This window comes from Microbacterium sp. USHLN272, assembly GCF_037149655.1.
Taxonomy (GTDB): domain Bacteria; phylum Actinomycetota; class Actinomycetes; order Actinomycetales; family Microbacteriaceae; genus Microbacterium; species Microbacterium galbinum.
Genome location: NZ_JBBCRA010000001.1, coordinates 664,191 through 687,891 on the forward strand (window position 1 = coordinate 664,191; position 23,701 = coordinate 687,891).

General features: G+C 69.3%; 21 protein-coding genes and 1 tRNA gene. 8 read left to right on the forward strand and 14 right to left on the reverse strand.

The genetic code is table 11. From position 1 onward, the window contains the following. Positions 1-61 precede the first annotated feature (61 nt). Positions 62-700: an MBL fold metallo-hydrolase gene (locus WFJ97_RS03360; protein WP_247622645.1), complete on the forward strand. Its 639-nt coding sequence runs from the start codon at positions 62-64 to the stop codon at positions 698-700. Beyond that, positions 700-1,230 (forward strand): GNAT family N-acetyltransferase, encoded by a 531-nt coding sequence (locus WFJ97_RS03365; RefSeq protein WP_336640474.1) that lies wholly within the window; start codon positions 700-702, stop codon positions 1,228-1,230. Before WFJ97_RS03360 ends, WFJ97_RS03365 begins: the two co-directional genes overlap by 1 nt. On the opposite strand, the gene pepN is transcribed toward WFJ97_RS03365, so the two are convergent. Beyond that, entirely contained in the window at positions 1,227-3,719 is a 2,493-nt protein-coding gene (gene pepN, locus WFJ97_RS03370) for an aminopeptidase N (RefSeq protein ID WP_336640475.1), read from the reverse strand. The genes WFJ97_RS03365 and pepN overlap by 4 nt on opposite strands. A gap of 111 nt (positions 3,720-3,830) precedes the next feature. On the opposite strand from pepN, the gene WFJ97_RS03375 reads away from it, so the two are divergent. Together WFJ97_RS03375 and WFJ97_RS03380 are read left to right on the forward strand one after the other, a co-directional pair. After that, complete coding sequence (locus tag WFJ97_RS03375) at positions 3,831-4,256, forward strand: MarR family winged helix-turn-helix transcriptional regulator (RefSeq protein ID WP_336640476.1); 426 nt, start codon at positions 3,831-3,833, stop codon at positions 4,254-4,256. 55 nt (positions 4,257-4,311) lie between these two features. Further along, positions 4,312-5,169, forward strand: coding sequence for a 3-hydroxyacyl-CoA dehydrogenase (locus tag WFJ97_RS03380; RefSeq protein ID WP_336640477.1), 858 nt, complete (start codon positions 4,312-4,314; stop codon positions 5,167-5,169). Here WFJ97_RS03380 and WFJ97_RS03385 read toward each other — a convergent pair whose 3' ends face one another. Then, positions 5,170-6,147: a DNA topoisomerase IB gene (locus WFJ97_RS03385; RefSeq protein WP_247622650.1), complete on the reverse strand. Its 978-nt coding sequence runs from the start codon at positions 6,145-6,147 to the stop codon at positions 5,170-5,172. Between the two features lie 138 nt (positions 6,148-6,285). Between WFJ97_RS03385 and WFJ97_RS03390 the strand changes: the two genes are divergently transcribed. After that, complete coding sequence (locus WFJ97_RS03390) at positions 6,286-7,290, forward strand: hypothetical protein (RefSeq protein ID WP_336640478.1); 1,005 nt, start codon at positions 6,286-6,288, stop codon at positions 7,288-7,290. A gap of 81 nt (positions 7,291-7,371) precedes the next feature. On the opposite strand, the gene WFJ97_RS03395 is transcribed toward WFJ97_RS03390, so the two are convergent. The 8 genes from WFJ97_RS03395 to WFJ97_RS03430 all read right to left on the reverse strand — a co-directional run bounded on the left by WFJ97_RS03395 (position 7,372) and on the right by WFJ97_RS03430 (position 15,831). After that, positions 7,372-7,443 (reverse strand) — tRNA-Gln (locus WFJ97_RS03395). A 168-nt stretch (positions 7,444-7,611) separates the two neighbouring features. Next, complete coding sequence (gene gltX, locus WFJ97_RS03400) at positions 7,612-9,117, reverse strand: glutamate--tRNA ligase (protein WP_336640479.1); 1,506 nt, start codon at positions 9,115-9,117, stop codon at positions 7,612-7,614. Between the two features lie 12 nt (positions 9,118-9,129). Continuing rightward, a complete protein-coding gene (locus WFJ97_RS03405) occupies positions 9,130-9,900 on the reverse strand; it encodes a class I SAM-dependent methyltransferase (RefSeq protein ID WP_336640480.1) in 771 nt (256 codons plus the stop codon). Continuing rightward, entirely contained in the window at positions 9,897-11,165 is a 1,269-nt protein-coding gene (locus tag WFJ97_RS03410) for an MFS transporter (RefSeq protein WP_336640481.1), read from the reverse strand. Before WFJ97_RS03410 ends, WFJ97_RS03405 begins: the two co-directional genes overlap by 4 nt. Further along, positions 11,162-11,938: a fumarylacetoacetate hydrolase family protein gene (locus WFJ97_RS03415; protein WP_247632345.1), complete on the reverse strand. Its 777-nt coding sequence runs from the start codon at positions 11,936-11,938 to the stop codon at positions 11,162-11,164. Before WFJ97_RS03415 ends, WFJ97_RS03410 begins: the two co-directional genes overlap by 4 nt. Before the next feature lie 84 nt (positions 11,939-12,022). After that, positions 12,023-13,123 (reverse strand): branched-chain amino acid aminotransferase, encoded by a 1,101-nt coding sequence (locus tag WFJ97_RS03420; protein WP_336640482.1) that lies wholly within the window; start codon positions 13,121-13,123, stop codon positions 12,023-12,025. 61 nt (positions 13,124-13,184) lie between these two features. Further along, entirely contained in the window at positions 13,185-14,228 is a 1,044-nt protein-coding gene (locus WFJ97_RS03425; protein ID WP_336640483.1) for a 3-isopropylmalate dehydrogenase, read from the reverse strand. Between the two features lie 67 nt (positions 14,229-14,295). Next, entirely contained in the window at positions 14,296-15,831 is a 1,536-nt protein-coding gene (locus tag WFJ97_RS03430) for an MFS transporter (protein ID WP_336640484.1), read from the reverse strand. A 94-nt stretch (positions 15,832-15,925) separates the two neighbouring features. Here WFJ97_RS03430 and WFJ97_RS03435 point away from each other — a divergent pair, with 94 nt between their 5' ends. Then, the gene (locus WFJ97_RS03435; protein ID WP_247622659.1) at positions 15,926-16,471 is read left to right on the forward strand and encodes a TetR/AcrR family transcriptional regulator; all 546 of its coding nucleotides are present in this window, start codon (positions 15,926-15,928) and stop codon (positions 16,469-16,471) included. A 66-nt stretch (positions 16,472-16,537) separates the two neighbouring features. On the opposite strand, the gene serA is transcribed toward WFJ97_RS03435, so the two are convergent. From serA to WFJ97_RS03450, 3 genes are all read right to left on the reverse strand, one after another. Then, complete coding sequence (gene serA / locus WFJ97_RS03440; RefSeq protein WP_247622660.1) at positions 16,538-18,142, reverse strand: phosphoglycerate dehydrogenase; 1,605 nt, start codon at positions 18,140-18,142, stop codon at positions 16,538-16,540. A 111-nt stretch (positions 18,143-18,253) separates the two neighbouring features. Continuing rightward, a complete protein-coding gene (locus WFJ97_RS03445; RefSeq protein WP_336640485.1) occupies positions 18,254-18,586 on the reverse strand; it encodes a hypothetical protein in 333 nt (110 codons plus the stop codon). After that, positions 18,583-19,074 (reverse strand): hypothetical protein, encoded by a 492-nt coding sequence (locus tag WFJ97_RS03450; RefSeq protein ID WP_336640486.1) that lies wholly within the window; start codon positions 19,072-19,074, stop codon positions 18,583-18,585. The genes WFJ97_RS03445 and WFJ97_RS03450 overlap by 4 nt, the downstream gene beginning before the upstream one ends. A gap of 61 nt (positions 19,075-19,135) precedes the next feature. Here WFJ97_RS03450 and WFJ97_RS03455 point away from each other — a divergent pair, with 61 nt between their 5' ends. Continuing rightward, positions 19,136-20,050, forward strand: coding sequence for a hypothetical protein (locus tag WFJ97_RS03455; protein WP_336640487.1), 915 nt, complete (start codon positions 19,136-19,138; stop codon positions 20,048-20,050). Between the two features lie 16 nt (positions 20,051-20,066). Here WFJ97_RS03455 and WFJ97_RS03460 read toward each other — a convergent pair whose 3' ends face one another. Continuing rightward, positions 20,067-20,729 carry a GntR family transcriptional regulator gene (locus tag WFJ97_RS03460; RefSeq protein WP_336640488.1) on the reverse strand — a complete coding sequence of 221 codons (663 nt, stop codon included), beginning with the start codon at positions 20,727-20,729 and terminating at the stop codon, positions 20,067-20,069. Between the two features lie 74 nt (positions 20,730-20,803). Here WFJ97_RS03460 and WFJ97_RS03465 point away from each other — a divergent pair, with 74 nt between their 5' ends. Beyond that, a complete protein-coding gene (locus WFJ97_RS03465) occupies positions 20,804-23,638 on the forward strand; it encodes an FAD-binding and (Fe-S)-binding domain-containing protein (RefSeq protein WP_336640489.1) in 2,835 nt (944 codons plus the stop codon). Positions 23,639-23,701 lie beyond the last annotated feature (63 nt).

Here is a 23,701-nt window from a genome sequence, read left to right on the forward strand (position 1 = left end):
GGCGTGGCGCAGGGAAAGTCAAGGGTTTGCACGGCGCACGGAGAGGGAGTTGACTCGACGCATGCGCGTGACCAAGTTCGAACATGCCAGCCTCCGCATCGATCAGAACGGTGAGACCCTGCTCATCGATCCGGGTTCCTTCACCACTCCGCTCGACGACCTCGGCGACGTCGTCGCCGTCGTGCTCACCCACGAACACCCCGATCATTGGACGCCGGAGCATCTCGACCGCATCCTGCGGATGGCGCCGGGCGTTCCGATCTTCGGACCGGCGGGTGTCGCCCGCGCGGCCGAGGGCTACGAGATCACCGTCGTCTCCCCCGGCGAGACGCGCACGGTCGGTGGATTCACTCTGCGCTTCTTCGGCGGAACGCACGAGATCATCCACTCGTCGATCCCCGTCATCGAGAACGTCGGCGTGCTCGTGAACGACGAGCTGTATTACCCCGGCGACTCCTACGCCGTGCCGGAGGGCGTCGAGGTCGGCACTCTCGCGGCACCCCTCGGTGCCCCGTGGCTGAAGATCGGCGAGGCGATCGACTACGTCCTCGCGGTGAAGCCCCGCCGAGCTTTCGGCACGCACGACATGACACTCTCGGTGGCGGGAAAGACCATGCACCGCCAGCGTCTGGAGTGGGCGACTCAGCAGGGCGGCGGCGAGTTCTTCGTGCTCGAGCCGGGAGAATCGCTCGACATCTGATGTCGACACTCAGCCTCCTCCCCCACCCGACCGAACGCCTGCGGTTCCGGGAGATGGTCGATGACGACCTCGCCCGCGTCGCGGCGATGCTCGGCGACCCCGAGGTCATGGCCTACTACCCGGCACCGAAGACGCGGGCGGAGAGCGCCGACTGGATCGCACGGATGCGCACTCGCTATGCCGAGGACGGCCACGGCCTGTGGATCATCGAGACCCACGAGGGCGAGTTCGTCGGAGACTGCGGACTCACCTGGCAATCGGTGAACGACGAGCGTGTGCTCGAGGTCGGGTACCACGTGCGACGGGAGATGCAACGACGGGGCTTCGCCACCGAGGCCGCGCACGCCTGCGTCGAGCTCGCACGACAGCGCTACGCGCCGATCGCGTTGACGGCGATCATCCATCCCGAGAACCGCGCCTCGCGCGGCGTCGCCGAGAACCTGGGGATGACCCACATCGACGACGACCGCGCGCATCCGTGGATCGTGCGCACGGTGATGGGCATGGCCCTCGAACCGCGGACGCCCTAGCTCTGCGCCGCCCGCACGCGGATCTCGCGGGCGAGGTGATCGCGCTGCTCGAGCACGAGTCGGCGCAGGGCAGCGGGCGCCTCCGCGTTCTCGGCCAGCCAGGCGTCGGCCGCGTCAGTGGTGTCCGACGAGGGGAACAGCCCGAGCACGAGGCGCCGCGCGAGTTCGATGCTGCGGCTCCGCCACGCGTCGCCGATGCGGCGGAAGTACTCCGCGTCGAAGCCCGCGATGAGATCACGGCGTCCGCCGGCACGGAACCCCCCGATCTCGGCATCGAGGTGGTCGTTGCTGAGCGAGAGGTCGTTCCAGGCCGCCTCCCAGGCCGCAGCACGCACATCGGCTTCCGGACGGGTGGCCAGCGCGCGACGCGCGGCCGTCCGGCCGCTTCCGGTGTCATCGCGCTCGAGCTCGGCGGCGATCTCCGCGGCATCGGCGTGCCCGGTGGTCGCCAACGCGGTCAGCAGCTGCCAACGGAGGTCGGGGTCGACGACGAGGCCGTCGGGCACGTGCCCGCCCAGCAGTTCCCGCACCTGCTCGGCATGGTGGTCGTCGTACGCGGATGCCCCGGCGAAGGCGCGCGCCCACGACAGCTGTGCATCGCTGCCGGCATCCGCGTCCCACACGGCGACGAGCGACGCCGCGAGCCAGGACCGCTGCTCCGCGTCGCGATGCGCGTCCGCGACGAAGTGGCGGATCGCGAACGCGGCGTTGGCGAGGACGCCGGTGAGGAGCCCGCTGTTGGATTCGAGCGGTGCGTGCGCGCGCACGATGCCGAGATACCGCCGGGGATCGAGATCGCCGTCGCGGGTGGCGTTCCACAGCGACGACCAGACGAGTGCACGCGCGAGCGGGTCGTCGATCGCCGACAGCGACTCCTCGACGGCGGTGAGTGAGCGCTCATCCAGACGCGCTTTCGCATAGGTGAGGTCGTCGTCGTTCAGCAGAACGAGATCCGCCTCGGGGACGACGATCGACGTGCGCTCCTCGCTGATGTCGACGGCGATCTGCTCGCGACGCACGAGCCGCTCCCCCTCGTGGGCGTACAGACCGATGCGCAGGCGGTGCGGACGCGGGTCGGTCTGCACGAGCACACGGGTTGCGGCATCCGCATCGTCCGTCTCCTCCAGCCGCAGCGTCGACATGCCCGTCGTCTCCAGCCACGCCCGGGACCACTCGCCCATGTCTCGACCCGAGACGGCGCTCAGCTGCACGAGCAGGTCGTCGAGCGTCGTATTGCCGAACGCGTGGGCGGCGAAGTAGCGGCGGGCTCCTTCGAAGAACGCGTCCTCGCCCACGAAGGCGACGAGCTGCTTGAGGACCGACGCGCCCTTCGCATACGTGATGCCGTCGAAGTTGAGCTTGGCGGCCTCGAGATCGGTGATGTCGGCGACGATCGGATGCGTCGTCGGCAGCTGATCCTGCTGGTAGGCCCAGGCCTTGCGCCGTGCCGCGAACGTCACCCAGGCATCGGTGTAACGGGTCACGGCGGCCGAGGCGTGGGCACCCATGTAGTCGGCGAAGGACTCCTTGAGCCAGAGGTCGTCCCACCAGCGCATCGTCACGAGGTCGCCGAACCACATGTGCGCCATCTCGTGGAGGATCGTGTTCGCTCGTGCCGCGCGCTGGGCATCGGTCGCCGCGCCGCGGGAGAGGTACGCCTCGGTGAAGGTGACCAGCCCCGGGTTCTCCATCGCCCCGAGGTTGTACTCGGGCACGAAGATCTGGTCGTACTTGCCCCAGGGATACGGATAGGCGAACGCCTCCGCGAAGAAGCCCAGACCCTGACGGGTGACCTCGAGAATCTCCTCCGCCTCCAGGTACTGGGCGAGCGATCGGCGGGCGAACACCCCGAGCGCGATGCGCTGGTCGCCGCCCTGCCACTCCCCGTCGACACGGGCGTAGGGGCCCGCAGCGACCGAGGTGATATAGCTCGAGATCGGCAGCGTCGGAGCGAACTCGACGCGCTGGATACCGACGCCCGCCTCGGTGCGCACGGCGGCCTGGTTGGAGAGGACCTCCCAGCCGGCCGGCGCATCGACGACGAAGGTGTACGACGCTTTGATGTCGGGCTGCTCGAAGCAGGCCATGACCCGGCGCGAGTCCGCCGGTTCGTACTGCGTGTACAGGTAGGTCTCGCCATCGGCGGGATCGTGGAACCGGTGCAGACCTTCGCCCGAACGGCTGTAGGCACCGACGGCATCGACGACGACCGTGTTCGTGGCCGCGAGACCGCGCAGAGCGATGCGGGCGCCGTCGTACTCGACCTCGACCTCGTCGCCGTTGACCACGACGCGCTCGACCGACTCCCCGATGAAGTCGAGCCAGGTCTCGGTCGCCGTGGCGTCGAACTCGAGCGTGGTCCGGGAGTGGAAGCCTGTCCGCGCGCGCTCGGGAGCGCCCGCGAGATCGAGCTCGACACGGATCCGGTGCGCGGTGATCGCGGCGGATCGCGCCGCGGTCTCGTCACGGGTGAGGTTGGCGGTTTCCATCCCTCCATCCTCCCATCCGCACCGTCGGGGTGCAGGCCATCCCGTGAGTATGTTGCGGAATGCAACACATCGGCGTAGCGTTGCATCAAGCAACAGGAGGGTGAGATGGACATGGATCGTCAGGACCACAGCATGAGCGTGCTCCGCTCTCTCGTCGCGATCACCCGCCGCGGCCTCGCCGACGCGCGCGACGAGGAGACTCCCCTCTCGATGACCGAGCAGTCGATCATGATGGCGATCGCCGAGCAGCCCGGCATCCGTTCCACCGACATCGCCCGCATGTTCCGCCTCAACCGATCGACGGTCTCACGCCAGCTCGCAGCGCTGATCCGTCTCGGACTCGTCCGCGAGACGCCGAACGACACCGGACGCGGACGCCCGCTCGAGCTCACGAAGGACGGCGCAGATGCCTTCCACCGTGCGCTCACGTCGCTCCAGCGGATCGTCGAGGCGCACCTCGCTCCGTGGTCCGACGGCGAGGTCGCCCGCTTCGCGCACGATCTCGAAAGGTTCGACCGCACCGCCGACGCGTCCTGACCCGGACGCGTCGTCCCCGAGAACGGCCCACGAGGCCGCAGAAGAAGGAAGAGAAATGAAGAACATCACCGTCCTGGGCACCGGCGTCCTCGGATCGCAGATCGCGTTCCAGACCGCGTTCCATGGATTCGACGTCACCGCTTACGACATCGACGATGCGGCCCTCGAGCGGGCCGGCGAGCGATTCCGCGGACTGGCCGCGCGGTACGTGGCGGATTCGGTGGAGGGCGCAGCCGACGGCGGCGCGGACGCGGCCATCCCGCGGATCCGTCTGACCTCCGATCTGGAAGACGCCGTCGCCGCAGCCGACCTCGTGATCGAGGCCGTTCCCGAGAACCTCGAGCTCAAGCAGGGCATCTACCGGCGCATGGCGGAGGCCGCGTCGTCGTCGACCGTCTTCGCGACCAACTCGTCGACCCTTCTCCCGAGCGCGCTCGCCGATTCGACGGGGCGCCCCGACCGCTTCCTCGCCCTGCACTTCGCCAACGAGATCTGGTCGCACAACACGGCAGAGGTGATGGGCACTCCCTCCACCGACCCGGCGGTGTATGCCGAGGTCGTCGAGTTCGCACGCCGCATCGGCATGGTGCCGATCGAGATCAAGAAGGAGAAGGCGGGCTACCTCCTCAACTCCCTCCTCGTGCCCTTCCTCCAGGCTGCGGGCGAGCTGCTCGTCGACGGCATCGCGGAGCCGGAGGCGATCGACGCCACATGGCGCATCGGCACCGGAGCACCCGCCGGCCCCTTCGAGATCTACGACATCGTCGGACTCACGACCGCCTACAACATCTCGCGGATGGGCGACGCGAAGCAGCAGGCATTCGCCGACCTCATCAAGGAGCGCTACATCGACCAGGGCAAGCTCGGCGTGGCCACGGGTGAGGGCTTCTACACCTACCCCCGCGAGAGCTGATCAGCGACGCCGCCTCGTGTCGCCCAGAAGACGGCGGATCGCGGTCTCCGGGGCGACCGAGAGGTCGAGCGTCTTCCCGCGGGAGTACAGCTTGAAGACGCGGGGATCGATGTAACTGCCCCGGGCGACCGCGACCGTATTGCCGAGCGCGGAGGCCGTGGCCTGTACGGCGAGGCGCTCGGCGCGCTCGCGATCCCGACGCGAGTCGAGCGGGCCGATGCGCGCGAGGGCGTCGGCCGCGAGGATCGTGCCGTGGAGGGTGCGGAAGTCCTTCGCCGTGAACGCGTCGCCCGTGACGTCCTTGAGGTAGCGGTTCACCTCGGCGGGCGTGATCTTCACGCGCCGGCGTCCCCGCCGATACGCGAGGAGCGGCGCCCGGTCCGGGCCAGCGGCCAGATCGTCGAGCACGGCCGCGAGCACGTCGTCGGTGATCTCGATCGCCGCGGTCTGCCCGCTCTTCGCCGGGAACGAGAGCGACACGACGTTCCCCTCGACGTGCACGTCACGGCGGCGCAGCGTCGTCAGGCCGCGGCTGCCGTGGCGCACGAGGTAGCGCTCCGACCCGATCCGGAGGGCTCCGTCATCGAGCAACCGGAATGCGGTGGCCAGCACCTTCTCGCGGGAGAGGGTCTCGTGCTGCAATGCTCGGGTGACCCGCCCCCGCGCATGCGGAAGGGCTTCGGCGAGGGCCAGCGCGCGGCCGAACTTGTGGCGGTCGCGTTTGACCCGCCAGAGCGGGTGGTACAGGTACTGCTTGCGCCCCGCTCCGTCGACGCCGACGGCCTGGATGTGCGCGAGCGGGTCCGCGGCGATCCAGACGTCCGTCCACGCCGGCGGGATGACCAGGTCGTGGATACGCTCCCGATCGGCCTCCTGTACGGCGTCACCGCCCTTGTCGACATAACGGAAGCCGGATCCCGATCGGATCCTTCGGAAGCCGAGGTCTTCACCGGGGATCACGCGCACGAGAGCTGCCATGCCAGCACTCTGCCCGCCGGCACCCGATCCGAGAAGGGGCTGGTCACGTTCGCGTGCGCTCTGCTAGGTGCGGCGGGCATGGGGAGGAATACCCAACCGGATTGTCGCGCGCTGCGGGTTTCTGCCATCATCGCCAGCATGGGCCTGTCACTCGATGAATTCCGTTCGTACCTCCTGAATGCGCAGGCGCGCCAGTCGTTGGGCATCCAGCTCTCGGATGCCGAGGCCCAGCAGGTCGTCGCCGATCCCCAGGCCAGCCAGAGCTGGTACAGGTACTGGCAGTCGATCAGTCAGCCCGCTCCCCCGGCGCCCGAGGCCGCGGCACCCGCGCCTGCACCTGCATCCGAGGCCGCGCCCGCACCTTCTTCTGCGTCTGACGGGTATACCGGCGCACCGGTCGGCGGCTTCGCCGCGGCTCCCCCGCCTGCCGCTCCGCCCGCGGAGCCGTCGCCGCCCGTCGATCAGGCACCGGCATCCGATGCCCCGACCGCCGCATACGGAGCCGCGCCCGCTGCGTTCGCCGCGCCGGCCGCCTTCGCCGCGACCGCGCCGCACGACGGCCCGACGGGCGCGCCCTACGGCGGGCCCGGGGATCCGTACGCAGCGACCACACCGTACGGAACGCCGGGAGGGGAAGCCCCCGCCAAGAAGAAGCGCACCGGCCTGTGGGTCACCCTCTCGATCGTGGGCGCCCTCGTGATCGCCGCGATCATCGTCGTCGTGATCGCGTTCACGACCGCGCGCCACTGGACCAAGACCGATGTCGCCGAGAAGCCCGAGACGTTCCACACCGAGGAGTACGAGACGGGCCTCTACAACGTCGCTGACGACGGTGTGAGCCCGTGCACGGTCAACCAGGACTGGACCGACTGCATCGGCCTCATGGAGGCCCAGTACGCCGGCGCCTGCGCAGATGTCGAGCTGACGGGGGCGGCGACTCTGCTCTGCACGCAGCACCGCACCGAGATCGACCGGATGCGCGGCCTCGATCAGGAGGGCATGTACGTCTCGTCGCTCGGGTCGTTCGGGCATCTGACGAAGACCGCGGAGACCGCGACCCGCGAGGTGTCGAACGACGACTACGAGCCCGCCGTCACCCACGAGGCCGTCTGCTACCTCGAGTTCATCGGGGAGTGCGAGTAGGCCCTCCGGGGCCCGCTCCCCGCAGGCAAAGCAAGAGGCCCGGGTTCCGCATCTCGCGGAATTCCGGGCCTCTTCGTCTTGCTGGGGTACCTGGACTCGAACCAAGAACAACGGAACCAGAAACCGCCGTGTTGCCAATTACACCATACCCCAAGGGCGAAACCGGAGCCTCGCACCGAGAGTCAAGCCTACCGGACGGATCGGGAAGCGCCAAATGGAGCGGCTCCCGCCGCGCGTGTCGCGCTCCCGTGCGCGTGCCCCGAACGCGAAGAGGAGGACCACCGCGAACGGGGTCCTCCTCCAGGCGGTTCGTCGGGCGTCTCAGCCCGCCAGCGTCTCCGACAGCAGACGCAGGCGACGCAGTGTCTCGTCCTTGCCGATCAGCTCCATCGACTCGAAGAGCGGCGGCGACACGCGGCGACCGGTGATCGCGACGCGCGGCGGGCCGTAGGCGACACGGGGCTTGAGCTCGAGGTTCTCGACGAGCGCCGTCGCCAGGGCATCCTGGATCTTCTCCGGAGTGAACTCGGTGACGGGCTCCAGCGCCGCGACGCAGGCGTCGAGCAGCTCGCCGGCGTTCGCCGGGAGGCCCTTGAGCGCATCGGCCTCGTAGGCGATGTCGTCGGTGAAGAGGAAGCCGAGCATGCCGGGCACCTCCCCCAGCAACTGCACGCGCTCCTGCACGAGCGGAGCGGCGCGGAACGCCAGCACGAGCTGCTCGTGGGTCGGCTCGTCGAAGAGCCCGGCCGCGGCGAGATATGGGATCGTGCGCTCGGCGAAGTCCTTCACGTCGAGCATGCGGATGTGGTCGCCGTTGATCGACTCGGCCTTCTTCTGGTCGAAGCGGGCCGGGTTCGGGTTGACGTTCTCGATGTCGAACGCGGCGATGAACTCGTCGAGCGAGAACACGTCACGATCGTGACCGATCGACCAGCCGAGCAGGGCGAGGTAGTTGAGGAGACCTTCGTGGATGAAGCCGCGCTCGCGGTGCAGGAACAGGTCGGCCTGCGGGTCGCGCTTCGAGAGCTTCTTGTTGCCCGTCTCCCCCAGCACGAGCGGCATGTGGGCGAAGCGCGGCACGAACGTCGTGACGCCTGCGTCGATGAGCGCGGCGTAGAGCGCGAGCTGACGGGCGGTCGAGGGCATGAGGTCTTCGCCGCGCAGCACGTGCGTGATGCCCATGAGCGCGTCGTCGACCGGGTTCACGAAGGTGTACAGCGGGATGCCGTTCGGGCGCACCACGACGAAGTCGGGGAAGGACCCGGCGGGGAAGGTGACCTCTCCGCGGATGAGGTCCACGTAGGTGAGGTCTTCATCCGGCACCTGCAGACGCAGAGCGGGCTGGCGGCCCTCGGCGCGGAAGGCGGCCTTCTGCTCCTCGGTCAGCGTGCGGTCGTAGTTGTCGTATCCGAGCTGCTTCGCACGACCGTTGGCCTCGTTGCGGGCGTCGATCTCCTCGGCGTTGGAGTAGCTCTCGTAGAGGGCACCCGAGGCGATGAGCTTGTCGATGACACCCCGGTAGATGTCGTGTCGCTGCGACTGGCGGTACGGCTCGTGCGGTCCGCCGACCTCGACGCCCTCGTCCCAATCGATCTTCAGCCACGTGAGGGCGTCGACGAGCTGCCGGAAGCTCTCCTCGCTGTCGCGCGCCGCATCGGTGTCTTCGATGCGGAAGACGAGCTTGCCGCCGTTGTGGCGCGCGTACGCCCAGTTGTAGAGAGCGGTGCGAACCATGCCGACGTGCGGCAGGCCGGTGGGCGACGGGCAGAAGCGGACGCGGACGTCGGCACCGCTGGCGGTCGTGGTGAGGGGGTGAGGAGTAGCCATAGCCCTTCGATTCTAGAGCGCGCGCCCCACCGCCACCGCCGCCGAATGACGCAGGGGAACCATCCCGCCGCGCGCGTGGACGGCACACGCCTCATCGAAACCGGATCGGAAGCGTGCACGCTCTTCGCGATCGAGGCTGCGATAGAACTGGCCCGCAGAGGCGACGCCGCCCTCCGCCGAGCTCCACAGGGTCTCCGGCGCAGCCTCCCACGTCCATGTCTGCTCGGTCGTCGAGGTGTCCCGCCAACCGGCGTCCGCCAGCATCGTGGAGAAGCCCCCGACGGTGCGCTCGAAGTCCTTGTGCGCCGGAAGCCGCTCGCCAGCGGCAGGCGTCACGCCTGCCCGCTCGCACACCTCGAGCCAGAACCACGACGGAGACGATGTCCAGATCGTGCCGGCGAGCAGACCACCGTGCGACGCCACCCGGGTCATCTCCTGAGCCGATGCTCGCGGATCGACGACATGGTTGAGCACGAAGTTCGCCGTCACCGCATCGAACGACGCTGACGCGAACGGGAGTTCGGGGAGCGCCGCGGCGAGGAACGACAGTCCGGGATGCGCACGCCCGGCGACCTCCCGCATCGTCGGCTCGGGCTCGCAACCGGTCACCGTCCATCCGGCTCCTGTCGCGCGGGCGACCAGCTCTCCGGTTCCCGCGCCCACGTCGAGCAGCGAGCGTCCCCGAGCCGGCCCGAGGGCGTCGAGCAGGGTGCCGACCGTGCCCGCGCAGAGCGATGCGTACGAGGTCGCATACGCCTCCCCCACTCCCGCCCAGGACTTCACGAGCGTGCGCGGCGGCCGAGAGGTGACAGCGCGACGATGATCAGCACCAGGACGGATGCCGCGATCCCGAGTCCCGCGTACTGGAAGTTCGACAGGATGACCCCGGCCAGCACCGCGCCGGCGGCCGCCGACAGGCTCATCAGCGAGTCGCTGCGCCCCTGCCGGCGCGTGCGCAGCTCGGGTGCACTCGACTCGGTCAGCAGCGCGGCACCGGCGACGGTCGCGGCGCTCCAGCCGAGACCGAGAAGGATGAGGGCGACCATGACGCCCCAGGCCCGGTCGTTGGCGAAGATCGCGAAGATCAACGACCCGCCGAGCAGCACCTGCCCGAACAGCACGACCTGCAGCCGCCCCCAGCGGTCGGCGAGGATGCCGAAGACCGGGGAGAGGGCGTACATCCCGGCGACGTGGAGCGCGATCGTGATCCCGACGAGCCGCGAGACGTCGGCCGCGGCAGCCGCCGTATCGTGCCCCGCGTGCATGCTGTGCGCCATGTGCGAGAGATGGATCGGGGTCATCGCCATCACGGAGGCCATCACGACGTGGGAACCCGCGATCGCGAACATCGCGTAGCGCGCGACGACGGGGCGGTCGACGGCCTGGACGCTCGAGGCCGACGCCGCGACGGTCGCGATGCGCTGCGCGGCCAGCAGCGGATCCGGGCGCAGCGCGACGAGGTAGAGCACGAGGGCCGCCGACTGCGCGACGAACGAGAAGACGTACGACCCAGTCTGCGGCGGCATCCCGATCGAGGCGCCGACGATCTCCCCCGGCCCGAGCAGCAGCGGGCCGGCGACGCCACCGATCGTGGTCGCCCAGACGACGATCGACAGGTCGCGGCCTCGATGGGCGGGAACGGCGAGATCGGTCGCGGCGAAGCGCGACTGCAGGTTGCCCGCGTTGCCCGCGCCGATCATGAGGATGCCCGCCAGCAGCAGCGGGAAGACGCGCAGCGACGCAGCGAGGATGACGACCGCGATGCCGACGAGCGCGAAGAGGTTGCCGAGGGTCAGTGCCCTTCGACGGCCTACCCGCGCGGCGAGACGCGCCAGCGGGATCGCGCAGAGCGCCGCGCCGAGCGTGACCGACGCCGTCGCGAGCCCCGACAGTGCGTCGTCTCCCGAGATGTCGGCGGCCAGGAGCGCGCCGAGCGACACCGTCGCGCCGAAGGCGATCCCTCCGAGAACCTGCCCGAGGGAGAGGACGAGGACCGTGCGGCGCTGCACCGCCGACTGCTGCGCGGCGGTGAGGGCCGGCGCGCTCATGCCGCGGGAACGGCGTCGCGCACGGCGCTGCGCAGGATGCCGAGACCCGTGATCTCGACCTCGACCGTGTCACCGGCCGCGAAGGTGCCCACGCCCGCGGGCGTTCCGGTGAGGATGACATCACCCGGGAGCAGTGTGAAGACGGCCGACGCGTACGCGATGATCTCCTCGACCGAATGGATCATGTCGGTCAGCGGCGCCTTCTGGCGGACCTCTCCGTTGACGCGCGTCTCGATCGTCGCCTCGGACGGGTCGAAGTCGGTGTTGATCGTCGGGCCGAGCGGGCAGAAGGTGTCGAAGCCCTTCGCTCGCGCCCACTGGCCGTCCTTGCGCTGCAGGTCGCGGGCGGTCACGTCGTTGCCGATCGTGTATCCGAGCACGTAGTCGAGGGCATCCGCCGCCGAGACGTTCTTCGCGACCTTGCCGATCACGACGGCGAGTTCGCCCTCGTACTCGGTCTGCTCCGAGATCGCCGGGCGCACGATCGTGTCGCCCGGGCCGATCACGGCGGTGTTCGGCTTGAGGAAGAGCAGCGGCTCCTCGGGGGCCTCTCCGCCCATCTCGGCGGCGTGGTCGTGGTAGTTCTTGCCGACGCAGACGATCTTCGATCGCGGGATCACCGGGGCGAGGATGACGGCGTCAGCGATCGGCACACGGTCACCGGTCGGCTCGTAGCCTGCGAAGAGAGGGTCGCCCGAGAGGACGACGAGGTCTTTCTCGTCGACGATCCCGAAGAGGATGGCGTCGTCATGGCTGAATCGGGCGATCTTCATGACTCCAGCCTATCCAGCGGCCCGGACGACGAGACCCCGCTTTGCCGGTTCTGCAAAGCGGGGTCTCGGGTGGCGTGTGAGCGGTCAGGCGTCGAGACGCAGCAACCAGCCGTGGCGGTCCTCGCGGCGCCCGTACTGGATGTCGGTGAGCTCTTCGCGCAGCGACAGCGCGAGATCGCCGATCGGCTGGGGCTCATCGAAGCCCTCGCCCACGAGCGCACCGATCGGGGTGACGACGGCGGCCGTGCCGCACGCGAACACCTCGGTGATGTCGCCCGAGGCGACGCCCTCGCGCCACTCGTCGATCGAGATCGCCCGGCGCTCGACCGTGTACCCACGGTCCTCGGCGAGCTGCAGCAGCGAGTCGCGCGTGATGCCGTCGAGGATGCTGTCGGACTCGGGGGTGACGATGCGGCCGTCCTTGAACACGAACACCACGTTCATGCCGCCGAGCTCCTCGACGTCGTTCTTCTCGTTGAGGAAGACGACCTGGTCGCAGCCCTTCGAGCTCGCCAGCGCCTGCGGCAGGAGGCTCGACGCGTAGTTCCCACCGGTCTTCGCCTTGCCCGTACCACCGCGACCCGCGCGGGAGTGCTCCTCGGAGAGCCAGATGCGCACGGGCTTCACGCCCCCGGTGAAGTACGCGCCCGCGGGACTCGCGATGACGTAGTAGGCCACCTTCTGCGCGGCGCGGACGCCGAGGAACGCCTCCTTGGCGAACATGAACGGCCGGAGGTAGAGGCTCTGATCGGCACCGGACGGCACCCATCGTCCGTCGACGGCGATGAGCTGACGCAGCGACTCGATGAAGTACTCGGTCGGGAGCTCCGGGAGCGCGAGGCGACGCGCGCTCGCCTGCAGGCGAGCGGCATTGCGGTCGGGACGGAAGGTGTGGATCGACCCGTCGGCGTGGCGGTAAGCCTTGATGCCCTCGAAGATCTCCTGACCGTAGTGCAGCACGGATGCCGCGGGGTCGAGCGGGATCGGGCCGTAGGGCTGCACGCGCGGTCGGTGCCAGCCGCCCTTGAGCGACCAGCAGATGTCGACCATGTGGTCGGTGAAGACGACGCCGAAGCCGGGGTTCTCCAGCACTTCGGCGACTCGTGCGGGCGAGGCCGCGGTGAGGTTCTTGGTCACAGCGAAATCGAGCGGAGCCACTGCTGCCTGTGCGTCGATGGTCGTCATGGTGATGTTCCGTTCTGAGGGGTGTACGCGTCCTCGCGCGGTTCCAGCCTACGCCTGCGGATCAGAGGCGTGCGGCGATCGCGGAGCCGATCTCGGCGGTCGTGCGCGCGCCGTCACGGCTCGCGATGTCCGCCTCGACCGCCGCGCTGACGCGTGCGGATTCGGCCGTGAGGCCGAGGTGGTCGAGCAGCAGCGCGATCGAGAGGATCGCAGCGGTCGGATCGGCCTTCTGCTGCCCCGCGATGTCGGGCGCCGAACCGTGCACCGGCTCGAACATCGACGGGAAGGCGCCCGAGGGATTGATGTTCCCCGAGGCGGCGAGTCCGATTCCGCCGGTGACGGCACCGGCGAGATCGGTGAGGATGTCACCGAAGAGGTTGTCGGTGACGATGACGTCGAAACGCGCCGGATCCGTCACGAGGAAGATCGTGGCGGCATCGACGTGGAGGTAGTCGACCGCGACATCGGGATGCTCGGCCGCGACCTCGTTCACGATCCGCTGCCAGATGGCACCGGCGTGCACGAGCACGTTCGTCTTGTGCACGAGCGTGAGCTTCTTGCGACGACGCTCCGCGAGTTCGAACGCGTAGCGGACCACGCGCTCGACGCCGAACGCCGTGTTCACCGAGGTCTCGTTGGCGATCTCGTGCGGGGTGCCCTGACGGATCGCTCCCCCGTTGCCGACGTAGGGACCTTCGGTGCCCTCGCGCACGACGACGAAGTCGATGTCACCGGGGTTCGCGAGCGGTCCCGCGGCGCCCGTGAAGAGCTTGGAGGGGCGCAGGTTCACGTAGTGGTCGAGCGTGAAGCGGAGCTTGAGGAGCAGACCGCGCTCGATGTTCGCGTTCTTGAGCCGCGGGTCGCCCGGCGTTCCGCCGACCGCGCCGAGCAGGATCGCGTCGTGGGCGGAGATCGCGGCGAGGTCGTCGTCGGCGAGCGTGTCTCCGGTCTCGAGGAACCGGGCGGCTCCGAGCGAGAAGCGGGTCTTGTCGAACGTCACGTCCGTCTCGGCGGTGACCGCGTCGAGCACCTTCTCGGCTTCGGCGATGACCTCGGGACCGATGCCGTCACCCGGGATGACGGCCAGCTTCACGACACGCGACATGACACTCCTTGCTTCGGGAACCGAGCCGCGAGTCGGTGTCGACGGCTCGGTTCCCCCAGCGTACTGGTCAGCGTGGGGTGCGCGTGCGCAGTGTGACGGCGGCGATGACGCCCGCGACCACGACGAGTCCCGCACCGATGAGCGAGGTGATGAAGACACCCGAGCCGAAGGCGTCCGCCGCCGCCTGCCACAGCTCGTCGCCCAGCGTGCCCGAGAGCTCGTTCGAGGCGGTGTAGGCACCGGCGAGCGTCTCGCGCGCGGCATCCGCGGTCTCGGTGGGCAGCCCCGCCGGAAGCACGATCGCAGCGCGGTAGAACGCGGTGATGATGCCGCCCAGCACCGCGGTACCGAGCACCGCACCGAGTTCGTACGCGGTCTCCGAGACCGCGCTGGCCGCACCCGCCTTCTCGGCCGGCGCGCTGGAGAGGATCAGCTCGTTGGAGATCGTCTCGGCGGCGCCGATGCCGATGCCGAGCACCACGAAGGCGATGATGAGCGGAGCGACACCGTGCTCGTGGGTCGTGAACGCCACGATCAGGTACCCCGCCACCGAGAACGCGAGACCGATCGGCACGACGAGGTGCGGCGCCACGCGTCGCGAGATCGGTACGACGCCGAGCCCCGCGACGATCATCACGGCCATGCCGGGCACGAGGGCCAGACCGGCCATCATCGGCGACAGGCCGAGCACGAGCTGCAGATGCTGCGACACGAAGTACAGGAACCCCACGAGCGCGACGACACTCAGGAGGTTCACCAGGATCGCCCCCGAGAAGGTGCCGCGCCGGAAGAGCGCCATGTCGAGCATCGGGATCTCGGCGCGGAGCTGGCGGCGCACGAACAGCACGCCCATCACGACCCCGAGCGACGCCCATGCACCGGCGACGACCGATGGTCCGTCGACCGCGAGCGACTTGATCGCGTAGACGACCGGGATCATCGCGGCCATCGACAGGGCGATGCTGAGCAGATCGATGCGCCCGGGGTTCGGGTCGCGGCTCTCGGGAACGAGCAGCGGCGCGGCGATGAGGAGCGGGATGAGCACCGGCACGGCGATGAGGAACACCGAGCCCCAGCTGAAGTGCTCGAGCAGGATCCCGCCGACGATCGGTCCGAGCGCGGAGCCGGCGGAGAACGCGGAGGCCCACACGGCGATCGCGAGCCGACGCTGATCGCGGTTCACGAAGATCGACCGCAGCAGCGAGAGAGTCGAGGGCATCAGCATCGCGCCGAAGAATCCCAGCAGCGCACGGGCGGCGATGAGCAGACCGGCGGTCGGGGCGAAGGCGGCGAGCACCGACACGGCGGCGAATCCGCTCGCGCCGATCAACAGCATCCTGCGGCGGCCGAACCGGTCGCCCAGCGTTCCCATCGTCACGAGGAGTCCCGCGAGCACGAGCGGGTAGACGTCGATGATCCACAACTGCTCGGCACCGGAGGGCGCGAGCGCGATGGAGATCTCGGGCAGCGCGAAGCTGAGCACCGTATTGTCGACCGAAACCAGCAGCACCGGCAGCATCAGCACGATGAGCGCGGCCCATCCGCGGGCTCCGACGCGGGGGGCATCCGTTCCTGCCGTCGGGATCGACGCGGTCCGGGTCATGTCACACCTCTTACTTTCTGCGGCGGCATTACTAAACCGTCCGGCTGGTATAGTAACAGAATCCGCCCTGATCGACGACTGAGCAGAGGACCCGATGCCCCGACCACCTCTCGCCCGCGAGCGCGTGCTCGACGCCTTCGAAGAGCTCGTCCTCACCGAGGGCGAGCGGGCCGCCACCATCGAGGCGACAGCCAAGGCCGCCGGTGTCTCGAAGGGCGGTCTGCTCTACCATTTCGGATCGAAGGACGAGCTCGTCGCCGGGCTCCTGCAGCGCCTGGAGGAGTTGACGACCGCCGACCTCGCACGCATGAACGCCGCGGACGAAGGCCCCGTGTCGTACTACGTCCGCACCTCCGTCATGGAGGACGACGCCCTCGACCGTGCGCTGGTCACCGCCTCACGGCTCGCCCAGGGCGGCTCGGTCGCCGCTGCGGACGCCCTTCGGGACTCGCGCAGGCGCTGGGAGGACACCATCCGTCCGCACGTGCGCGACCAGGCGGGGCTCGACCTCGTCATGCTGCTCAGCGACGGCCTCTACTTCAACAACTCCCTCGACGTGAACGGCTCCGAGCATCTCGTCCCCCGGCCCGACGAACTCTCCGCACTGATCGCGCTCGTCCTCCGCACGACGGCTCCGTGATCGGCATCCCGTCGACGACGAAGGGCGAGGCGCTCGCGCGCCCCGCCCTCGAATCCCCCGTCGTGATCAGATGTCGGTGATCTCGATCTGACGGAACAGGTCGGCGTCGATCGCATCGCGCACGTCGTCGAGCAGTTCGTCGGAGACCGGCGAGTCCAGGGTGAGAACGCTCAGCGCCTGGGCACCGGCGGCCTCGCGGGCGATCTGCATGCCGGCGATGTTGATGCCGGCCTCGCCGAACTTCTGCCCGTAGACCGCGACGATTCCGGGACGGTCGGTGTAGAGCATGACGACGTGGTGCTTCTCGATCGGGAGCTCGAGTGCGTGGTCGTTGATGCCGACCAGCTTCTCGGCCTGCTTCGGGCCGGTGAGCGTGCCCGACACCGAGAGCTGCGAACCATCGGAGAGGGCACCGGTGAGGGTGATGACGTTGCGGTACTCGGCGCTGACATCGTCCTTGAGTAGACGCACCGCGATGCCGCGCTGCTCGGCGAGCAGCGGAGCGTTGACGTACGACACCGTCTCGCTCACGATGTTCGTGAAGACGCCCTTGAGAGCCGCGAGCTTGAGGACGCTCACGTCGTAGTCGTTCAGCTCGCCGTGCACCTCGACGTCGAGGCTCGTGAGCGGCGACGTCGCGAGAGCGGCGAAGATCTGGCCGAGCTTCTCGACGAGCGAGATGCCGGGGCGCACGTACGGGTCGATGACACCACCGGCGACGTTCACCGCGTCGGGCACCAGATCGCCACCGAGGGCGAGGCGCACCGAGCGGGCGACCGAGACACCGGCCTTCTCCTGCGCCTCCTCGGTGCTGGCACCGAGGTGCGGGGTGACGACGACGTTCGGGAGGTCGAGGAGCGCGTGGGCGCTCCCGCCCTCGACCGGAGGCTCGGACGTGAAGACGTCGAGGCCGGCGCCGGCGATCTCGCCCGCGACGAGCGCCTCGCGCAGAGCCTCCTCGTCGATGAGCCCCCCACGCGCGACGTTCACGACGAAGGCGGTCGGCTTCATGGCCTTGAACTGCTCCGCACCGATCATCCCCGTGGTCTCGGGCGTCTTCGGCATGTGGATCGTGAGGAAGTCCGACTCGGCGACGAGCTCGTCGAGCGAGAGGAGCTGCACACCGAGCTGCTGCGCACGCGCCGAGGTGACGTAGGGGTCGTAGGCGACGACGCGCATGTCGAACGCGGCCAGACGTGCGGCGACCAGCGCGCCGATGCGGCCGAGGCCGACGATGCCGACGGTCTTCTCGAAGAGCTCCGCTCCGGTGAAGGAGCTGCGCTTCCAGGCCCCGGCCGACAACGAAGCGTGCGCGGCGGGGATGCGGCGCGCGAGGCTGAGGATGTGACCGACGGTGAGTTCGGCGGCCGAGACGATGTTGGAGGTCGGCGCGTTGACGACCATGACGCCGGCCGCGGTGGCCGCCTTGATGTCGACGTTGTCGAGTCCGACGCCGGCGCGGGCGACGACCTTCAGCTTCGGCGCGTGCGTCAGCGCCTCTTCATCGATCTGCGTCGCCGAGCGCACGAGCACGGCATCCGCCTCCGACAGCGCCGAGAACAGCGCCTCGCGATCGGTGCCGTCGACATTGCGGACATCGAAGTCCGGGCCCAGGGCCTCGATCGTGGCAGGAGAGAGAACTTCGGCGATGAGCACTACGGGCTTCGGCACAGTGGATCCTTCGGGGCAACACAATAGGGGCCGATGCGCCGCACGCCTTCGGGGGCGCGATCTCCTCCACTGTACCCGAGGGGATCGCTCGGCTTTACCGTGTGACGCCCGTCAGGCGGCGATGAGCCCGAGGCTCAACGACAGCACGCAGAGCCAGAACACCGCCACGATCCCGAGGCCGGCGAGCAGTGCCAGCGCGAGTTCACCCGCGCGGCGCCGACGTCCGATCGCGGACGCGAACACGAAGACGATCGCGGGGAACACGACGCCGAACAGCAGCGTGATCCACCCCCCAGCGGTCAGCCCGCCCTGCGCCATCTGGATCAGGTGCGCGACGGCGTTCCACACCGCATAGGCGTAGAACAGCCCGGCCAGCCCCAGGATGAGGCCGGTGATCCAGCGGGGCGAGGTGCGCGTGCTGTCGATGCTCTGCTCGGCGCTCATGCTCCGATCACCCCCACGGTCACGAACGGCCACGGCACGAGGAGCACGACACCGAGCAGGAGAAGGGATGCCCGCACCCACGACGCCCGCCCGCGGGTGAGCACCCACGTGGCCAGGAACCACAGCGCGGGTGCGGCGACCGCCAGCACGAACCACGGGACGAACATCTCGTCGGCGACGAAGAAGTTGGCGAGCGGCTTGAGCCTCAGACCACCGACCACCCAGCCGATCGAGTACAGGAGGTACACACCACCGACGACACCCGTGATGAGCAGCATCGCCGTGCTCAGGGGTGCACGCTCGTCTTCCTCTCCCGCTCGGTCGTCCCCGAGGGGCGCGGCGTCCTGCGACGGACCCTCGACGCGATCGGCGACGACGGGGGCAGGCGTTTCGGCGGCGATCTTCTCGCGCCTCACCGGAGCCGGACGCGCGAGCGAGGCGTCGTCATCCCCGTCCCAGTTCAGGGCGTCATCGGAATCGGAGGTCATGTCTCCAGCGTAGGACACCTCGTCCACTAGGCTCGGCGTCACGACCGAGGAGGGGGCCATCGTGGCTGAGCAGCGCACAACGAATGCAGAGGGTGTCGAACCGCCCGCGAACTGGAAGCCGACCCCCGAAGCGAAGGCGAAGGCCACACGCTTCCGCTGGATCGCCGGAGCGCTGTGGCTCCTCGCGATCGTCGGTGAGGCCGTCGGCATCTTCTGGTTGCTCCGTCAGCGCGTGTTCGTCGGCGAGGACGGCACGTTCGTCCGCGACCCCGACACCGGTCTGCTCGAGGAGCAGGGCGTCACGGCGCAGTTCCCGCAGTGGGCGTTCATCGCGCTGCTCGTGCTGCTCGTCGTCATCGCCGCACTCTCGATCACCGGGTCGGTGCTCTGGAAGAAGGCCAATCGCCTGGATCCCGCGCGGAGATCCGACCCCGTGCGCTTCTTCGTGCAGAATCAGCTCGGCGCGATCATCGCCATCGTGGCGTTCCTCCCCCTGATCATCCTGGTCTTCCTCAACAAGGACATGGACAAGGGCCAGAAGACGACGGCGGGCATCGTCGGCATCGTGCTCGCGGCGATCGCGGTGTTCATCGGCATCGACTTCGACCCGCCCTCCGTCGAGCAGTACACGGCCGATCAGTCCGCGGTGATCCAGCTGCTGGGCAAGGACGAAGTCGTGTGGGTCGACGGCGGCGCCGTCTATCACGTGTGCGACGAGGTGTCGGCGATCCAGACCGGCAGCGAGATCCGCACCGGCACCACCGCCGAAGCGGTCGAGGCCGGCAAGATCCGCCTGACCCTCCAGTTCGGCTCCGAGCTGCGCGCCTGCGGCCTCCCGGCCCCCGAGAACGACGAGGAGATCACCGAGGCTCTCCGCGCGATCCAGGCCGGACAGGTCGACACCGTGCTGCCCGCACCGGTGTGGGCGGACCCGGCGGAGGCCCCGCTCGTCGTCGAAGAGGCCCCGGCGAGCTGATCGCCGGATTCGTCACTCAGTCCGCGCCGAGAGCGTCGACGAGACGCTCCTGCGCCGACGAGAGGTGGATGCCGAGAACGGCGGTGGCCCGCTCTGCTTCACCGGCCGCCAAAGCGTCGAGGATCTCGGCATGCTGGGCGGCGATGACGCCGGCCTCGAGCAGACGACGGCCCTGCACCTGCGCCATGCACAACCGCGCCTCGTCGAGCACACTGCGGTACATCCGGCCCGTTCGAGCGCTGCCGAGGGCATCGATCAGCGCCGTGTGGAAGCGCAGATCGGGATCGACCGTGGCGGGATCGGGCCCCGCGGGCATCGCCTGGATCTCGGCGTTCGCCGCGATCGCCGCAGCCGGTACCGTGCGCGTGCCGGCGAGCTCTCGCAACGCCGCGCTCTCGAGTCGCGTCCGGGTGCGATAGACATCGCGCACGGTCTCCGGGTCGATCGCCACGACACGGGCACTGCGGTGCGCGGTGCGGTCGAGGAGGCCCGCGGCGACGAGCTGCTCGATCGCGGCCTTCGCACTCGGCCGTGCGACCGCGTACTCCTCCGACACGAACGCTTCGGTGAGCGCCGAGCCTGAGCGGAGGTCCCCGCTCAGGATACGATCCCGCAGCCGTGACGTGACGGCATCGACGACGCCGACGACCGCGAGCGGGGCATCCGTGGGACTGTTCACCCACTCAGATTAGCGAGATCGTGGTCATCGGTACACTTGTCTGACAATCTTCCATCAGCGCCGAGGAGCCTCCCGTGTCGATCACTCTCGCCGAACCACTCGATCCGACGATCCTCGGACCGTCGACCGAGGTGCACGCCCGCTCGATCGACCGGTTCGCCCGGGCGCACGACGCCTCCCACTACCTGCTCGTGCCGGATGCCGTGCTCTCCCCCACCGACGCCGCGGGAGTCGCCCGGGTATTCGAGGCCGTACGCGCGGCGGGGCGCACGCTCACGTTCCGTTCCGGGGGCACGAGCCTCTCGGGACAGGGCGTCAGCGGCGACATCCTCGTCGACACGCGCAGCGGATTCCGCGACATCCGCGTCGAGGACGACGGCGCCTCGGTGCAGGTCGGCCCCGGCGCCACCGTGCGCCAGGTGAACACGCGTCTGGTGCGCCACGGTCGCAAGCTCGGCCCCGACCCCGCCAGCGAGATCGCCTGCACGATCGGGGGTGTCGTCGCGAACAACTCCAGCGGCATGGCCTGCGGCATCGTCGAGAACTCCTACCGGACCGTGGAGTCTCTCCTCCTCGTCCTGCCGAGCGGCACCGTCCTCGACACCGCACTTCCCGACGCCGATGAGCGCCTGCGTGACTCCGATCCCGACCTCGCCGCGGGGCTCCTCGCCCTCCGCGCACAGCTGCTCTCCTCCCCCGAGAACGTCGCCTTCGTGCGCCGCCAGTTCTCGATGAAGAACACGATGGGCTACGGCATCAACGCCCTCCTCGACTTCGACACCCCGGTGCGCATCCTCGAGCACCTCGTGATCGGCTCGGAGGGCACACTCGCCTTCGTCGCCGAAGCGCGCTTCCGCACCATCCCGATCCGTCCCGCGATCGCCACCGGCCTGCTCGTGTTCACCACGCTCTCCGATGCGATGGCCGCCCTCCCCGGGCTCGGCGACCTCGGGCTCGCCACGATCGAGCTCCTCGATGCCGCGTCACTCCGCGTCGCGCAGGGGCTCGGCGACGTGCCCGCCGCGATCGCCGACATCGATGTCGATCAGCACGCGGCACTCCTCGTCGAGGTCCATGCCGGCAGCACCGATCAGTTGGCGATCGACAGTGCGACCGCGCTCGCACACTTCGCCGACCTCCCCCTCGCGATCGAGGCGGCGCTGACCACCGACACCTCGGAGCGCGCGGCGCTGTGGCACGTGCGCAAGGGCCTCTACACCGCCGTCGCCGGAGCACGTCCGTCCGGCACCACCGCGCTGCTCGAGGACATCGTCGTGCCGGTCGACCGTCTGCTGGTGACCTGCGAGCGCCTGATCGAGCTGTTCGCCGAGCACGACTACGAGGGCTCGGTGATCTTCGGTCACGCCAAGGACGGCAACGTGCACTTCCTGCTCAACGAACGCTTCGACGATCCCGACAGCGTCGCGCGCTACCGGCGCTTCACCGACGACCTCGTCGAGCTCGTGCTCGGCCAGGGCGGCTCGCTGAAGGCGGAGCACGGGACGGGGCGCATCATGGCGCCGTTCGTCCGCCGTCAGTACGGCGATGAGCTGACCGACATGATGTGGTCGATCAAGCGTCTCTTCGATCCCGCCGGCATCCTCAATCCGGGCGTCGTGCTCTCCGACGACCCGGACTCGTACCTCCGCGACCTCAAGCGCGTGCCGACGGTCGAGAAGGAGGTCGACCGGTGCGTCGAATGCGGCTACTGCGAGCCGACGTGCCCGAGCAAGAGCATCACCCTCACCCCGCGCCAGCGCATTGTACTGCGGCGCGACATGGCCTGGGCCGAGGAGCAGGGAGACACCGCGCTTCTCGAGGACCTGCGCGCCGACTACGACTACGACGGAGTGCAGACCTGTGCGGTCGACGGCATGTGCGCAGTCGCGTGCCCCGTCGACATCAACACCGGCGATCTCGTCCGTCGCCTGCGCGCCGAGGAAGCGTCGAAGATCGAGGACGGCCTCTGGGATGCCGCGGCGAAGGGCTGGGGCGCCGTGACGCGCGTCGGCGGTACGGCGCTGACCTTCGCCTCCGCCCTGCCCGCCCCGATCGTGACCGGCGCGACCCGGGTCGGACGAGCGATCCTGGGATCCGATACCGTCCCTCTCTACGACGGCGGACTCCCGCGCGGCGGTACGAAGGCCCCGTCCGCCCAGAACCCGTCCGACGCCCGTGCCGTGTTCTTCGGGGCGTGCATCGGCACGATGTTCGGCGCGGAGGGGCACGGAGAGGGGTCGAGGGACGCGGTCCGCGCGCTTCTCGATCGGGCCGGGATCGCCGTGGCGATCCCGGAGGATGCCGGCGGAATGTGCTGCGGCACGCCCTGGAAGTCGAAGGGGCACCTCGCCGGCTACGACCGCATGACGAAGCGCGTGCTGTCGAGCCTCTGGGAGGCGAGCCGATTCGGCGAGCTTCCGGTCGTGTGCGATGCCGCCTCCTGCACCGAGGGGCTCCACACGATGCTCGCGAAGTCCGTCTCCGAGTATCCGGAGTACGCAGGCCTCGTCATCGAGGACGCGACGACCTACATCGCTCGGGAGGTGCTCCCCCGCGTGACCGTTCAGGCGAAGCTCGACAGCGTGGCGGTGCATCCGACCTGCTCGACGACCGCGCTCGGAGCGACCGGCGCGCTGACCGAGATCGCAGCGGCCGTCGCCACGGACGTGTTCGTTCCCGACGGCTGGGGATGCTGCGCCTTCGCCGGAGATCGGGGCATGCTGCACCCCGAGCTCACTGCCAGCGCGACCGCGGTCGAATCGGAGGAGGTACGTGCGGCCGATGCCGATCGGGGCGGCTTCGACGCCTTCGTCTCCGCGAACCGCACGTGCGAGATCGGGATGACCCGCGCCACGGGACAGCCGTACCGCCACGTCGTCGAGGTGCTCGAGGAGCTCACCCGCCCCTGACCACCACCGGACGCGAAAGAGCGGGCGCCCCTTCCGGGACGCCCGCTCTCGTCTATCGGTCGA